At 68.4% G+C, this 14410-nt stretch carries 10 protein-coding genes and 1 pseudogene; 4 read left to right on the top strand and 7 right to left on the bottom strand.

Annotation, left to right across the window (positions count from 1 at the left end):
• Positions 1-115 precede the first annotated feature (115 nt).
• Genes BDO18943_RS19590 through dnaE form a run of 3 tightly spaced genes read right to left on the bottom strand, consistent with a single transcriptional unit; the run spans position 116 to position 6574 of the window.
• Complete coding sequence (locus tag BDO18943_RS19590; protein WP_175023680.1) at positions 116-1186, bottom strand: glycosyltransferase family 4 protein; 1071 nt, start codon at positions 1184-1186, stop codon at positions 116-118.
• Between the two features lie 34 nt (positions 1187-1220).
• The gene (msbA, locus tag BDO18943_RS19585) at positions 1221-3008 is read right to left on the bottom strand and encodes a lipid A export permease/ATP-binding protein MsbA (protein WP_043188991.1); all 1788 of its coding nucleotides are present in this window, start codon (positions 3006-3008) and stop codon (positions 1221-1223) included.
• 32 nt (positions 3009-3040) lie between these two features.
• Positions 3041-6574, bottom strand: a complete 3534-nt coding sequence (dnaE, locus tag BDO18943_RS19580) for a DNA polymerase III subunit alpha (RefSeq protein ID WP_175023679.1) — start codon at positions 6572-6574, stop codon at positions 3041-3043.
• 215 nt (positions 6575-6789) lie between these two features.
• On the opposite strand from dnaE, the gene BDO18943_RS19575 reads away from it, so the two are divergent.
• Together BDO18943_RS19575 and gluQRS are read left to right on the top strand one after the other, a co-directional pair.
• A complete protein-coding gene (locus tag BDO18943_RS19575) occupies positions 6790-7644 on the top strand; it encodes a sulfurtransferase (RefSeq protein ID WP_175023678.1) in 855 nt (284 codons plus the stop codon).
• Between the two features lie 22 nt (positions 7645-7666).
• Positions 7667-8560 carry a tRNA glutamyl-Q(34) synthetase GluQRS gene (gene gluQRS, locus BDO18943_RS19570; protein ID WP_175023677.1) on the top strand — a complete coding sequence of 298 codons (894 nt, stop codon included), beginning with the start codon at positions 7667-7669 and terminating at the stop codon, positions 8558-8560.
• Between the two features lie 185 nt (positions 8561-8745).
• On the opposite strand, the gene BDO18943_RS19565 is transcribed toward gluQRS, so the two are convergent.
• The 4 genes from BDO18943_RS19565 to purT form a co-directional block, all read right to left on the bottom strand.
• Positions 8746-10302 (bottom strand): DEAD/DEAH box helicase, encoded by a 1557-nt coding sequence (locus BDO18943_RS19565; RefSeq protein ID WP_175023676.1) that lies wholly within the window; start codon positions 10300-10302, stop codon positions 8746-8748.
• A gap of 395 nt (positions 10303-10697) precedes the next feature.
• Positions 10698-11078, bottom strand: a complete 381-nt coding sequence (locus tag BDO18943_RS19560; RefSeq protein ID WP_175023675.1) for an MliC family protein — start codon at positions 11076-11078, stop codon at positions 10698-10700.
• A 103-nt stretch (positions 11079-11181) separates the two neighbouring features.
• The gene (locus BDO18943_RS19555) at positions 11182-11367 is read right to left on the bottom strand and encodes a DUF6726 family protein (protein ID WP_175023674.1); all 186 of its coding nucleotides are present in this window, start codon (positions 11365-11367) and stop codon (positions 11182-11184) included.
• A gap of 18 nt (positions 11368-11385) precedes the next feature.
• A complete protein-coding gene (gene purT / locus BDO18943_RS19550) occupies positions 11386-12600 on the bottom strand; it encodes a formate-dependent phosphoribosylglycinamide formyltransferase (RefSeq protein WP_043189007.1) in 1215 nt (404 codons plus the stop codon).
• Positions 12601-12813: 213 nt separating this feature from the next.
• Between purT and BDO18943_RS19545 the strand changes: the two genes are divergently transcribed.
• Both BDO18943_RS19545 and BDO18943_RS19540 read left to right on the top strand, forming a co-directional pair.
• The gene (locus BDO18943_RS19545; RefSeq protein WP_043189010.1) at positions 12814-13359 is read left to right on the top strand and encodes an META domain-containing protein; all 546 of its coding nucleotides are present in this window, start codon (positions 12814-12816) and stop codon (positions 13357-13359) included.
• Between the two features lie 177 nt (positions 13360-13536).
• Positions 13537-14410, top strand: a pseudogene (locus BDO18943_RS19540) (DNA translocase FtsK); the annotation flags it as partial.

Raw genomic sequence — 14410 nt, 5'->3', positions numbered from 1 at the left:
CCGCCAAACACCGGCCTCCAGCCGGTAAACAGGCCGCCAGAGTATACCATCGCCCCCTCGCACTTCCGAACTGAAAGCCAGCCGACAGGCTGGCCATCGCGTGGCCAGGATGCCGCTACGCCGACGTACTCCCGCGGGCCGTGCGAGCCAGCGCGAGCAACTGCTCGACATGATGGCGCACGCCCGGGTCGTAGCCCACCGCATCGTGTGCGACGGCCGCCCGGTCGACGGCTTGCGCCCCGCTCGCCGCCGTCGCCAGCACCGCGCGCAGCGCATCGACATCGTCCGCCGCGAACGTGAGCTTCGCATGCTCCGCGATCACATCGTGGCAGCCCAGCGTCGGTGGCAGGATCACCGGCGTGCCGCACATGACCGACTCGATGCCGACCAGCCCGAACGGCTCGTATTTCGATGCAAGAATCGTGTAATCCGCTGCCCGGTAGCCGTCCTCGATGTCCTTCACGTAGCCGATGTAACGCAGTTGCGCCGAGGTCCGCTCGGGTGGCCGGCCGGCCACCGCGACGACGATCGACGCGTCCGTGCCATTCAGCGCGGCCTCGATCAGCGGCAGGCCCTTGCGCACGTGACTGCTCGATGGAAACAGCAGGACGACGTCGCGCTCGTCGAACCCGAAGCGGCGCCGCAACGCCGCCCGGTCGCTGTCGCCGATCGGTGTGAAGCGCTGCGCGTCGACCGGCGGATACAACATGCGGATCTTCGCATCGTCAACGCCGTACAGCGTGCGCAACTCGTCGCGCATCATCTGCGAATGGGCGACGACGTAGCGCGCGGCCGCATATTGCCGACTCTCGAGCGCGATCTGGCGCCGGTCGAAATAGCCCGGCGCCCGGCCGATCGCGCGCAGGAAGCCGCGATGCGTGCCACCGCAAATCGCGATCTCGGCGCCAACGACCCGGTTGCAGCCGATCAGGACATCGACGTTCGCGGCGCGCCGCGCACTGCGCAGCCGCCACGAAAACCATTCGTCGCGCAGCTTGCCGGGCAGGAACGACACGTCGATCCGATGCGGCTCGACGAGCCGCGCCTCGGGAATCGACGCATCGATCGACCGCGCGAAGAACGCCGGCGTCACCCCCGCCGCCACCATTCCTCGTGCGATATCGATCGCGTAACGCTCGAGGCCGCCGCCGTGTTTCAACGCATTGGCCGACAGGCCGATCTTCATCGCGGCGCTCCCGCGATACGAACCGGCGCGACGCTCACCCGGCCTCCTGCTGGAACTGGATCCGGTGCAGGTGCGCATACAGGCCGCCGGATTCGAGCAGCTCCGCGTGGTTGCCGCTCTCGACGATGCGGCCGCCGTCCATCACGAGAATCCGGTCCGCGCGCTCGATCGTCGACAGCCGGTGCGCGATCACCAGCGTCGTACGGCCCTTCATCAGCGTCTCGAGCGCCGCCTGCACATGGCGCTCGGATTCGGAATCGAGCGCCGACGTCGCTTCGTCGAGAATCAGGATCGGCGCATCCTTGTAGATCGCGCGGGCGATCGCGAGGCGCTGGCGTTGGCCACCGGACAGGCGCATGCCATTGTCGCCGACGAGCGTGTCGAGCCCGTCGGGCATCGCCTCGACCGTGCTGAGCAGGTTCGCCGCGCGCAGCGCCGCGATCACGCGCTCGCGGTCGGGCGTCTGCCCGTACGCGACGTTGCTCGCGATCGTGTCGTTGAACAGCACGACATCCTGGCTCACCATCGCGATCTGGCCGCGCAAGTCGCGCAGCTGGTACTCGGGCAACGCAACGCCGTCGACGAGGATCTCGCCGGAGGTCGGATCGAAGAAGCGCGGCAACAGGTTGACGAGCGTCGTCTTGCCGCTGCCCGACGGGCCCGCGAGCGCGATCATCTCGCCGGGCGCGACGTCGAACGACACGCGATCGAGCGTCGGCTTGCCGGTACCTGCGCCGTACGCGAACGACACGTCGCGGAACCGGATCCGGCCCGTCGCCTTCTCGAGCGGCTTGCCGCCGCCTTCGGGCTCGCGCGGCTCGTCGATCAGGCCGAAGATCAGCTCGGCCGCCGTCATCCCGCGCTGCAGCGGCTGGTTCACGTCCATCAGGTGCTTGAGCGGCGAAATGATCAGCAGCATCGCGGTGACGAACGCGACGAAACCGCCGACCGTCGTCTGGTCGTTGGACGACTGCACGACCGCGATCGTCAGCACGACCGCCAGTGCGATCGACGCAAGAAACTGCGTGAGCGGCTGCGCGAGCCCGCCCGACACGATCATCCGCATCGAATAGCCGCGCAGGCGCCGGCTCAGCTCGTTGAAGCGGCCGATTTCGTACTGCTCGCCGTTGTGGATCTTGACGACCTTGTAGCCGCCCACGGTTTCCTCGACGATGTACGCGAGCTGGTTCGTCAGCATCTGGTGCTCGCGGTTCAGCCGGCGCAGGCGCCGGTTGATCTTGCCGACGAGCCAGCCGATGCACGGCAGCAGCACCGCGACGATCAGCGTGAGGCGCCAGTTCAGGTAGAACAGGTAGCCGAGCAGAAAGAGCACCGTCAACGAATCGCGCACGAGCGTGATCAGCACGCCCAGCAGGACGTTCAGGACCTGGTTGACCTCGAAGACGACCGCGTTGATCACCGTGCTCGCGGTCTCGCGCTGGAAAAACGACACGCCGGTGTGGATCATCCGGTCGAACATCTGGATCCGCAAATCGAGCAGGATCCGGTTCGATACGTATTGCAGCAGGTAGTTGGACGCGTACTGCGCGGCGGCCCGCACGAGCGCGAGACCGACGACCGCGATCGGCACGTAGAGCTTCGCGCTCACGTCGCCCTTGGTGCCGAAGCCGCGATCGAGCAGCGGCTTGAGCAGCGCCGGGATCCCGGCTTCGGTTGCCGCGACCACGGCCATCGCGAGGACGCCGGCCACCATCACCCACAGGAGCGGCTTCAGGTAAGGCCACAAACGGCGTGCGACGACCACGGGCGACGACGCGTCTTCGCCGCCCAGGGGTTTGCTAAGAGTAGGCTTGACGCTCAAGATGCCCTCAAGGAATTCGAACCGGATAACATTCAGTAGACAATTTCGGCCGAGCTGCCGTCGAACGCCGCGCGCAGTTCCGCGAGCAGCACGTCGCTCGGCTTCACGCGCCACGCGTCGCCGAGACGCATTTCGCCCTGTGCCCGCGCGTTGCTGTAGTGGACCTGCACCGCGAGCCCGTTCGGCAGCGGCGCCTGCGGGCGGCGACCGCCATCGCGCCCGCCGCCGCGCGGCGCAGGCGCTTCAACCGCGGGCGCGGCGGCCGGGTCGTCCTTCGATACGTGCGGCTCGAGCACGCGGCGCAGCGCGACTGCGTCGGCGTTGCCGTTCATCGTCAGCCGCACGGCCTGTGCATAGCGGCTGCGTGCCCGCTCGAGATCCATCACCGTATCGGCCGTGAAGCGGATGCCGCCGGTAAACGCATCGTTGCGCGCCTGCCCCTGCACGATCAACAGCTCGTCTTCCTTGAACAGCGCCTTGTTCGCCTCGAACTGCTCGTTGAAGATCGTGATCTCGCACTGGCCCGAACCGTCGTCGAGCAGCGCGATCAGCATCTTGCCGCGCTGGGTCATCTGCGTGCGCAGCGACGCGATGATGCCGGCCACGATCTTGTCGCGCCCTTCCTTCAGGTCGCCGACCTTCTGCCGGACGAAGCGGCGCACCTCGTCGCGATACGCGTCGAACAGGTGGCCGGACAGGTAGAAGCCGAGCGCGCCCTTCTCTTCCTGCAGGCGGCGCTTGTCGTCCCATGCGGGCTCGTCGACGAGCGCATGCGCGTGCGGCGACTCGGCCCCCATGTCGAACAGGCCGGCCTGCATCGCGTTCGCCTCGGCCTGATCGGCCGCTTCCATCGCCAGCGGCACCGACGCGATCAACTGCGCACGGTTCGTATTCAGCGAATCGAATGCGCCGGCGCGGATCAGCGCCTCGACCGTGCGGCGGTTGACGACGCGCCGGTCGATCCGCTCGCAGAAATCGAACAGGTCGGTGAACGCCTTTTCCTCGCGGGCGCGCAGGATTTCCTCGATCGCGTTCTGGCCGCTGCCCTTCACCGCGCCGAGGCCGTAGCGGATCGTGCGCGAGCGCTTGCCGTCGGCTTCGGCGACCGGCTCGAAGCGGTAATGCGACTGGTTGATGTCGGGCGGCAGCACGGCGAGGTTGTTCACGACGCAATCGTCGAACAGGATCTTCACCTTGTCGGTGTCGTCCATCGCGAGCGTCATGTTGGCCGCCATGAATTCGGCCGGATGGTGCGCCTTCAGCCACGCGGTGAAGTACGCGAGCAGCGCATAGGCGGCCGCGTGCGACTTGTTGAAGCCGTAGCCCGCGAACTTCTCCATCAAGTCGAAGATTTCGTCGGACTTCTCGCGCGTGAGGCCGTTCTTCGCCGCACCCGCCGCGAAGATCTCGCGGTGCTCGGCCATCTCCTCGGCCTTCTTCTTGCCCATCGCGCGGCGCAGCAAGTCCGCGCCGCCGAGCGAGTAGCCGCCGATGATCTGCGCCATCTGCATCACCTGCTCCTGATAGACCATGATGCCGTAGGTCTCTTTCAGGACGGGTTCGACGCGCGGATCGGGATACTCGACCTTCTCGCGGCCGTGCTTCCGTGCGCAGAAGCTCGGGATCAGGTCCATCGGGCCCGGACGGTACAACGACACGAGCGCGATGATGTCCTCGAAGCGGTCGGGCTGCGCATCCTTCAGCATGCCCTGCATCCCGCGGCTTTCCAGCTGGAACACTGCGACCGTGTTGGCCTTCTTCAGGATCTGGAACGAGGCGGGATCGTCGAGCGGCACCTGCGCGAGCGACCAGTCGGCCTTCGACGGATCGAGGCGGCGAATGTAGCGCTCGGCCCAATCGAGGATCGTCAGCGTCGTGAGACCCAGAAAGTCGAACTTCACGAGGCCGACGGCTTCGACGTCGTCCTTGTCGTACTGGCTGACGACACCGCCTTCGTCGCCCTGCGTGTACAGCGGGCAGAAATCGGTCAGCTTGCCGGGCGCGATCAGCACGCCGCCCGCGTGCATCCCGACGTTACGCGTGAGCCCTTCGACGCGCTGTGCGAGGTCGAGCAGCTGGTGCACTTCGTCCTCGTGGTCGTAGCGCTCCTGCAGCTGCGGCTCTTCCTTCATCGCGTCGGCGATCGTCACGTGCTTGCCCGGCTTGAACGGGATCAGCTTCGCAATGCCGTCGGTGAACATGTAGCCGAGGTCGAGCACACGGCCGATGTCGCGCACGGCCGCCTTCGCGGCCATCGTGCCGAAGGTGGCGATCTGGGACACGGCGTCCGCGCCGTACTTCTCCTTCACGTACTGGATCACGCGGTCGCGGCCGTGCTGGCAGAAGTCGATGTCGAAGTCGGGCATCGACACGCGTTCCGGATTCAGGAATCGCTCGAACAGCAGGTTGTAGCGCAGCGGGTCGAGGTCGGTAATGCCGAGCGCGTACGCAACCAGCGAACCGGCGCCCGAGCCACGGCCCGGGCCGACCGGCACGCCGTTGTTCTTCGCCCAGTTGATGAAGTCCGCAACGATCAGGAAGTAGCCCGGGAAGCCCATCTTCGTGATGGTCCCGCACTCGAACTCGAGGCGCTTGTAGTACGTGTCGCGCTGCGCGTCGCGCTCGGCTTCGGCCGGATACAACTGCGCGAGGCGGGTCTCGAGCCCTTCCTTCGACAGCTGGACCAGGTAGTCGTCGAGCGACATGCCGTCCGGTGTCGGGAACAGCGGCAGTTTCGGCTTGCCGAGCTCGAGCTTCAGGTTGCAGCGTTTCGCGACTTCGACCGTGTTCGCGATCGCCGACGGCAGGTCGGCGAACAGCGTGGCCATGTCGTCCTGCGTGCGGAAATACTGGTCGGTCGTGAAACGCTTCTGGCGCCGCGGGTTCGCGAGGATGTCGCCTTCCGAGATACACACGCGCGCCTCGTGCGCGGTGAAATCGTCGTCGGTCATGAACTGCGTCGGGTGCGTCGCGACGACCGGCAGCTGCAGCGCCGCGGCGAGCGTCGCGGCCTGCTGGATGTACGCCTCGGCGCCCGGCTGGCCATAACGCTGCAGTTCGATGTAGAAACCGCCCGGGAACACCTTCGCCCAGCGCTCGGCGTGACGGCGCGCGGCTTCTTCGTTGCCCGCGGCAAGCGCGAGCCCGATATCGCCCTGTTGCGCGCCCGACAGCGCGAGCAGCCCCTGCGCGAGCTCGCCGTCGAGCCAGCTCGCGTCGAGTTCCGCACGGCCGCGGTACTGGTTCGTGAGCCACGCCTTCGACAGCAGCTCGCAGAGATTCAGGTAGCCGACCTTGTCCTTGACGAGCAGCAGCAGCCGCGACGGCTTGTCGCGGTCGTCCGGATTGGCGATCCAGACGTCGCAGCCGGCGATCGGCTTGATGCCCTTGCCGCGGGCTTCCTTGTAAAAACGGACGAGGCCGAATGCGTTGCCGAGATCGGTGAGCGCGAGCGCGCCCTGACCGTCTGCGGCCGCCGCCTTGACGATGTCGTCAATGCGCACGATGCCGTCGGCAATCGAGAATTCGGAGTGAACGCGAAGATGGACGAAGCGGGGATCTGACATGGGCGCTATTGTAGCCGCCCCGCCACGCGGGCTGCCCAAAAATCCCCGTACCAGCCGTTCGGCCGATGCGCGCGACCACACGCCGCGCAGTTGGTCAAACGGCCGGATGCCGGCCTGAGCGCGGTTTGCGGGATAATACGGTTTTTCGAATCAGCGCCCCGGCTTCGCACCCTTTTTTGCGGGCCGCCGTGCGGCCGTTTTCCCGTCGGACCATCATGACCATCGTCAACCTCGCCGCCTACCACTTCGTGTCGCTCGACGCGAACGAGCAATGGCGCCCGCTCGTCACCGCCCGCTGCAACGAACTCGGCCTGCGCGGCACGATCCTGCTCGCACCGGAAGGCATCAACCTGTTCATCGCCGGCACGCGCGAAGCCGCCGACGCGTTCATCGCGTATCTCCGCCACGATCCGCTGTTCGAAGGCAAGTTCGCGTCGCTGCAGTTCAAGGAAAGCCTGTCCGACTCGCAGCCGTTCCGCCGCATGCTCGTGCGCCTGAAGCGCGAGATCATCACGATGAAGAAGCCGGCGATCAAGCCGGAACTCGGCCGCGCGCCGTTCGTCGACGCGCGCACGCTGAAGACGTGGCTCGACCGCGGCCACGACGACACGGGCCGCCCGGTCGTGATGCTCGACACGCGCAACGCGTTCGAAGTCGACGTCGGCACGTTCGACGATGCGCTCGACTACCGGATCGACAAGTTCAGCGAATTCCCGGAAGTCATCGACGCGAACCGCGCCGACCTCGAAGGCAAGACGGTCGTGTCGTTCTGCACGGGCGGCATCCGCTGCGAGAAAGCCGCGATCCACATGAAGGAAATCGGCATCGAGAACGTGTACCAGCTCGAAGGCGGGATCCTGAAGTACTTCGAGGAAGTCGGCGGCGCGCACTATCACGGCGACTGCTTCGTGTTCGACTACCGCACCGCGCTGAACCCGCAACTCCAGCCCACCGAGAACGTCACGTGCTTCGCGTGCCGCGCGGTCGTCACGCCGGAAGCGCAACAGTCGCCGAGCTACGTGCCCGGCAAGTCGTGCCCGGCCTGCGCACCGGCAGCGAGCGCCGCGTAAGCGCGCGTTGCCCCGCGCCCCGATGACTGCCTATCGCGGCCGCTTCGCGCCGTCGCCCACCGGCCCGCTGCACTTCGGCTCGCTGGTCGGCGCGCTCGCGAGCTGGCTCGACGCACGCGCGCACGGCGGCGCATGGCTCGTGCGCATCGAGGATCTCGACGGCCCGCGCACGGTACCCGGCGCGGCCGACGACATCCTCGCGACGCTCGCGCATTTCGGCATGACGCCCGACGAACCGCCCGTCTGGCAAAGCACACGCGATGCCGCCTATACGGTCGCACTCGAACGCCTCGTCGCGGCCGGGCTCGTTTATCCGTGCGGCTGCACGCGCAAGGAAATCGCCGATTCGCTGCGCGCCGCGCACGAGCGCCACACGACGCTCGCCTACCCGGGCACCTGCCGCACCGGCCTGCACGGCAAGCCCGCGCGCGCGTGGCGGCTGCGCGTGCCGGACGGCGACGATGCGGTCGTCACGTTCGACGATCGCTGGCAGCACACGCAATCGCAGAACCTCGCGACCGAAGTCGGCGATTTCGTGCTGAAGCGCGCGGACGGGCAATGGGCCTATCAGCTCGCGGTCGTTGTCGACGATGCCGATGCGCACATCACGCACGTCGTGCGCGGCGCCGACCTGCTCGACTCGACCGCGCGCCAGATCCACCTGCAGCACTGCCTCGGCGTGCCGACACCGCGATACCTGCATGTGCCCGTCGTCGTCGATGCGAACGGCGAAAAGCTCAGCAAGCAGACAGGCGCGACCGCGCTCGAACGCGACGATCCGCTGCCGGCGCTGCAAGCCGCAGCCGCGCACCTGGGCCTCGCTCCCGGCGGCGCGCTCGCAGGCACGACGCTCGACGCGTTCTACGCGGCGGCAACGGCCGCGTGGGCGACGCGCTTCGGGCCGCAAGCCGGCTAAACGCGCGGCAGCGCGCCGGTTTCGCGGCGATCGGGCGTCGGCCGGGTGCCGACTGCATCGCTCGCCGCCAGCGCCCAACACGTCCCCCATCGAACCACGGCTCCAATGAAAAACGGGCACATGCTCATCGCATGCACCCGCTTCTCCCGCAGCGCTCGCGCGCCGCACCGTCACATCCGCCGGGCTTACGCCGACGGCTTGCGCGGCATCCCGAACCCGCCGAGCAGCGCGGCGACCTGACGCTTCGGCCCCTTCTTCTCGGGCTGCTGCGCAGGCTGCGCGTCTTCCTGCTGCTTCGCCGGCGCCGACGGCTCGTACGGCTTCAGGAAGAAATCGTCGACCGGCGCTTCGTGGCGACGGTGATGGCCGCGCTCGGAACCGCCCGGCCGGCGACCCGATGCGCCACGATGCTCTTCGCGTTCGCGACGGCCGCCGCGTTCACCGCCTCGTTCGCTGTTGCGATCGCCGCCGCGGTCGTTGCCGCGCTCGTCGTGACGGTGGCGCGCCGGCTTGTCGAGCGCGAGCGTCTGCATTTCGAGCGGACGCTTGATCAGCTTCTCGATATCGGCGAGCTGCTTGCGCTCGTTCGGGCTGCACAGCGACAGCGCGTCGCCCGTCGCACCCGCACGGCCGGTACGGCCGATCCGGTGCACGTAGTCTTCCGCGCTGAACGGCAGGTCGAAGTTGATCACGGCCGGCAGCTCGGCGATGTCGAGACCGCGCGCGGCCACGTCGGTCGCGACCAGCGCTTCGATCTCGCCGCGCTTGAACGCGTCGAGCGCCTGCATCCGCTCGATCTGCGTCTTGTCGCCGTGGATCGCCGACGCGACCACGCCGTCGCGCTCGAGATTGCGCGCAAGCCGGCTCGCGCCGATCTTGCTGTTGCAGAACACGATCACCTGCTTGAGCCCGCGATCGCGCAGCAACTGCACGACGGCTGCCTGCTTGTCGCCTTCGGCGACGTCGTAGACGATCTGCGTGACGTTCGCGTTCGTCGAGTTGCTGCGCGCGACCTCGATCGTCTGCGGGTTGCGCAGGTAGGTCGACGCGAGCTTCTTGATTTCGCCCGAGAAGGTGGCCGAGAACAGCAGCGTCTGGCGCTCCTTCGGCAGCAGGTTCAGGATGCGCTGCAGGTCGGGCAGGAAGCCCATGTCGAGCATCCGGTCGGCTTCGTCGAGCACCAGGATCTGCACCTGGCCGAGGTTCGCCGTCTTCTGCTGCACGTGGTCGAGCAGGCGGCCCGGCGTCGCGATCAGGATCTCGACGCCGCGGCGCAGTTCGGCCATCTGCGGGTTCATGTCGACGCCGCCGAACACGACCGCGCTGCGCAGCGGCGTGTGCTTCGCATACGCGTGCACGTTCGCGGCGACCTGGTCGGCGAGTTCGCGGGTCGGCGTGAGGATCAGCGCACGCACCGGGTGGCGCGCCGGTGACGCGCTCGTATTGGCCTGCGGCAGCAGCCGCTGGATGATCGGCAGCGAGAAGCTCGCGGTCTTGCCGGTACCCGTTTGCGCGGCGCCCATGACGTCGCGGCCGGCGAGCACGACCGGAATGGCCTGCGCCTGGATCGGCGTCGGCGTCGTATAGCCCTGCTCCGCAATGGCTTTCAGGATATCGGCGGCAAGGCCGAATTGATCGAAGGTTGCGTCGACGGGCTTGGCGACAGAATCGGACATGGTGGCGTTTCGCTCAAAAGGCGCGGCGGGGACATCGTGCGTCAGGCCAGCCGGGCCTGCGCTCATCACAATTCGGAAATAGACGGAGCCGCGGCGCGCCGCGCGGCGCCGCTCTGGCGCATGGGACCGGTTCAATACGAACGCTGGACGCCAGGCCGTGCGGACTCCGTTCGGCGCGAATGCCGGCGGAAAGGGGCGTATTGTAGCACTGCGCGGCCATCTGTCCGTGACAACGCCGCGAACGGCCGCAATGGCGGTTCGCGCAATGGGCCCGGGCAGGCCCTCGTGGTCGACGGATGGCCCGATCGGGCTGTCCCGATCGGCTGGTGGGAAATTTCAAGGGTCCGATCCCGGATCGTCTTGCCCGGCCGCCCGCTGCCAGCCCGCCTGCCGGGCCGTCACGCACGGGAGCCGGCCGCCGACAGGCACCGGCAGCGCACGATCCGCGTTCGCCCAGGCGCTCAGCCCTTCTTCTTTTTCTTCTCGACCTGTACGCAATCGCCCAGCAGCGGCGGCGAATTCTGGTCGGCGATCTCGTCGCGCAGCGCCGCTTCCTTGCCCTTCGTCCACCACGTGTAGCGGCCGGCCTGGTAGCGCGCGCCCGACGCCGACACGGTGTCGACGAACAGCATCTGCTTCCCGTTGACCGGCACGAGCGCGAAGCTCTGGCCGTTGCCCGCGAGCCAGTACGACACGCGCACCGGCTGCTTCTGGTTCGCACATTGGTAGACGGCCTGCTGGCGCGAATCGGCGTCGATCTCTTCGACGGTCAGCTGTGCGGCATGCGCGACGGAAACGGCGGTGCCGGCAAGCGCGAGCGCGGCGAGGGTTTGGCGAATCATGCAGGTCCTCTCACGAGACGGGTGGAAACGCGCCCTCGCGGGGCGCGCGATTATTGTTGGCGATCGGGTGGCGATCGGTTGGCGATCGCGCCGGGTATCGCGATCAGGGATCGATGACGTCGGCACACGCGTCGGTCGGCGCGGCCGCGACGTGGCCGACGAGCGGCACGATCTTGAGCCCGGCCGAGGCCACCCGGCACGGTGCGGCCGCGAGGCCGCAACCCGCGAGACTCGCGGCAAGCGCCAGCGCGGCGGCCAGCTTTCCGATACGCAACCACTTCGACGTCATCGTCCTCTCCTGGTTACGTCAGCGCGCCGACACGGGCCGGACGGCCGCCGCGGCACGCTTCGCGCGTTCGCGGGCTTCGTCGACGGTCGCGCCGGTCGCCAGCGCGACGCCCATGCGCCGCTTCGCAAAACTTTCCGGTTTGCCGAACAGGCGCAGGTCGGCGCCCGGCACCGCCAGCGCGTCGCGCACGCCTTCGAACGCGATGCCGCGCTCGTCGAGCCCGCCGTAGATCACGGCCGATGCCGCCGGCGTGCCGAGTGCCGGATCGACCGGCAGCCCGAGAATCGCGCGCGCGTGCAACTCGAACTCCGACTGGCGCTGCGATGCGAGCGTGACGAGGCCCGTATCGTGCGGCCGCGGGCTCACCTCGGAGAACCACACGTCGTCTCCGCGCACGAACAGCTCGACGCCGAACATCCCGCGACCGCCGAGCGCCTCGGTGACCTTGTGCGCGATCTCGCGCGACTTCTCGAGCGCCACCGCGCTCATCGGCTGCGGCTGCCACGACTCGACGTAGTCGCCCGCGACCTGCACGTGGCCGACCGGCTCGCAGAAGTAGGTGCGCGTGGCGTTCGTCGCCGGATCGATCGCGCGCACGGTGAGCTGCGTGATCTCGTAGTCGAAGTCGACAAAGCCTTCGACGATCACGCGGCCGTGATTCACGCGGCCGCCCGCCATCGCGTAGTCCCACGCCGGCTTCACGTCGGCTTCCGTCTTCACGACCGACTGCCCCTTGCCCGACGACGACATCACGGGCTTCACGACGCACGGCATGCCGATCTTCGCGATCGCCGCGCTGAACGCTTCGAACGAATCCGCGAACGCATACGGCGACGTCGGCAGGCCGAGCTCCTCGGCCGCAAGCCGGCGAATCCCTTCGCGGTTCATCGTGAGCTGCGTCGCGCGCGCGGTCGGGATCACTTCGGCGAGACCGGCCGCCTCGATCGCCGCGAGTGCGTCGGTGGCGATCGCCTCGATCTCGGGCACGATCAGGTGCGGGCGTTCGGCCTCGACGATCGCCCGCAGCGCGGCGGCGTCCGTCATGTCGATCACGTGCGCGCGATGCGCGACCTGATGGCCCGGCGCGTCCGGATAGCGGTCGACCGCGACGACTTCGACGCCGAGCCGCTGCAACGCGATGATGACTTCCTTGCCGAGTTCGCCGGCGCCGAGCAGCATGACGCGCGTGGCCGAGGGTGAGAGCGGCGTACCGAGCCGCTGACCGATCTGCATGTGATTACCCGCTTCTGGTGGAGGACGAAAACGGCTCCGATGTTAACACGCGCCACGACACCGGTTTGGTGCGTTTCGCCGGGCCGGCAACCGGCCGCGGGCCGCTCGCGAGCGGACTGCGAACGTTTTCACGCGCGAAGTGTCGGCTCGCCTGCCGCGGGGCGGGTGCGTTACTCTTACGCCTTGATCAGAATCCGATGAGGAACGAGGCTCATGTCCCACCTGTCCGCGGCCGCACGCGCACGCACCGGCCTGCTTCGCCCGTTGCGCGCGCCGCTCTGCGCGTTGACGCTTGCCACGCTTCTCGCCGCCTGCGCGATGCCGACCCACCCCGATTCCGCCGCCCCCGCACCCGACCCGTACAACCCGGCCGCCGTCCAGCTGCTCGACGACACGAGCTGGGAGCTCACCAGCTGGCTGAATGCCGACGGCACGCAGCGCGCGATCCCGCACGGCGACAACGGCGAGCCGATCAAGCTCGCGCTGTCGAGCGACTCGGGCATCCGGCGCGCCAGTGGGTTCTCGGGCTGCAACCGCTACATGGGTACCTACGCGATCAAGAACGGCCTGTTGAGCTTCGGGCCGCTCGCCGGCACGCGGATGGCCTGCCCGAATACGCTCGGCGGCCAGCTCGAAGCCGCTTACCTCGACGCACTCGCCCACATCGACAAGGCCGGCGTGCAGATGCGCGAGCCGCAGCAATTGCAGATCGTGACCGCTTCCGGCGCAACGCTGACCTTCACGCACCGGAGCCCCTGATGCACGGCGCGCGCGAAGGCCGACCGACCGCCTTCGCGTGGCGCGCCACGCGCGGGTGCCGCGCACCCGCGTCGCGCGGCGTGAATCGGATGCACGCCGCGTTAGAGTCTTGTCCGCCGGCCGGTTAAACTCGGCGGGTCGCGCCCCGCGCGCCCCTCCCCACTCCTGTTTCAAAGCATGCACACGGTTGTCTTCGGCTGGTTCGGCATCTCCGCCGTCTGGTTCCTCCTTCTCTTCTGGCGTCTCGTGCAGGCGATGCTGCCCGGCGGCGGCGGGCTCGCCGGCCGCGGCTCGATCCGCCTGTGGCTCGGCTTCGCCGCGGTATTCGTGGCGAGTTGCACGCTGACGAGCCCGCTGTCGGGCCCCGACACGGACGCGCTCGGCCACGCATTCTCGGCAGGCTTCGCCCACGTGCTCGGCCCGATCGGCACGCCGGTCGCGATGGTCGTGCTGTTCTTCGCCGGGCTGCCCTGGCTGACCGGCATCGGCTGGCGGCAGTTCGCCGCGTGGGTCGACACGTCGTTCGGCGTCAAGCTGTCGCGCGACGGCAGCGACGACGATGCGCGCAGCATCGCCGACCTGCCGCGCAGCGCGCTGCATCGCGACGACGACGTCGTTCAGCCGAGTACCGCACATACCGTCAACTCGATGGCGCCGCGCCAGAACGGCCGGTATTCGCGTCCGACGCTGTGGAAACCCGACCCGCAGGCGCGGCCGAAGCCGCGCAGCACCCCGCCCCCGCGCCCTCATGTGGAACCCGTTGCGCCGTCAGGCTGGTTGAAGCCGACCGCACCCCAGCGCACGCCGACGACGCCCGCGCCGATCCCCCCGGCCAGCGCGATGCCGCCGCCCACGACCGGCAGCACCGCCAGCCTCGCGCGCGCAGCGGCGAACTCGCAAGTCCCGCGCCCTGACCCGGCCCCGCTTCCGGTCGGATTCGAACCCGTCCGCCCGCGGCCGACTGCTGCGCGACCGACCACTGCCGCGTTGAAGCAGACCCCGCGGCGTACCACGGTCACGCCGCGGCCGGCCGCCGCGCAGCCGCAGCGCC

It is taken from the genome of Burkholderia aenigmatica, from assembly GCF_902499175.1.
Classification (GTDB): domain Bacteria; phylum Pseudomonadota; class Gammaproteobacteria; order Burkholderiales; family Burkholderiaceae; genus Burkholderia; species Burkholderia aenigmatica.
This window is presented reverse-complemented; position numbering and strand designations above follow the sequence as displayed.

What these genes read in the sequence shown, in the direction of transcription:
- BDO18943_RS19590 (WP_175023680.1), bottom strand. Translation starts at nt 1,186, where the DNA reads ATGAAGATCGGCCTGTCGGCCAATGCGTTGAAACACGGCGGCGGCCTC.
- dnaE (WP_175023679.1), bottom strand. Translation starts at nt 6,574, where the DNA reads ATGTCAGATCCCCGCTTCGTCCATCTTCGCGTTCACTCCGAATTCTCG.
- BDO18943_RS19575 (WP_175023678.1), top strand. Translation starts at nt 6,790, where the DNA reads ATGACCATCGTCAACCTCGCCGCCTACCACTTCGTGTCGCTCGACGCG.
- gluQRS (WP_175023677.1), top strand. Translation starts at nt 7,667, where the DNA reads ATGACTGCCTATCGCGGCCGCTTCGCGCCGTCGCCCACCGGCCCGCTG.
- BDO18943_RS19565 (WP_175023676.1), bottom strand. Translation starts at nt 10,302, where the DNA reads ATGAGCGCAGGCCCGGCTGGCCTGACGCACGATGTCCCCGCCGCGCCT.
- BDO18943_RS19560 (WP_175023675.1), bottom strand. Translation starts at nt 11,078, where the DNA reads ATGATTCGCCAAACCCTCGCCGCGCTCGCGCTTGCCGGCACCGCCGTT.
- BDO18943_RS19555 (WP_175023674.1), bottom strand. Translation starts at nt 11,367, where the DNA reads ATGACGTCGAAGTGGTTGCGTATCGGAAAGCTGGCCGCCGCGCTGGCG.
- purT (WP_043189007.1), bottom strand. Translation starts at nt 12,600, where the DNA reads ATGCAGATCGGTCAGCGGCTCGGTACGCCGCTCTCACCCTCGGCCACG.
- BDO18943_RS19545 (WP_043189010.1), top strand. Translation starts at nt 12,814, where the DNA reads ATGTCCCACCTGTCCGCGGCCGCACGCGCACGCACCGGCCTGCTTCGC.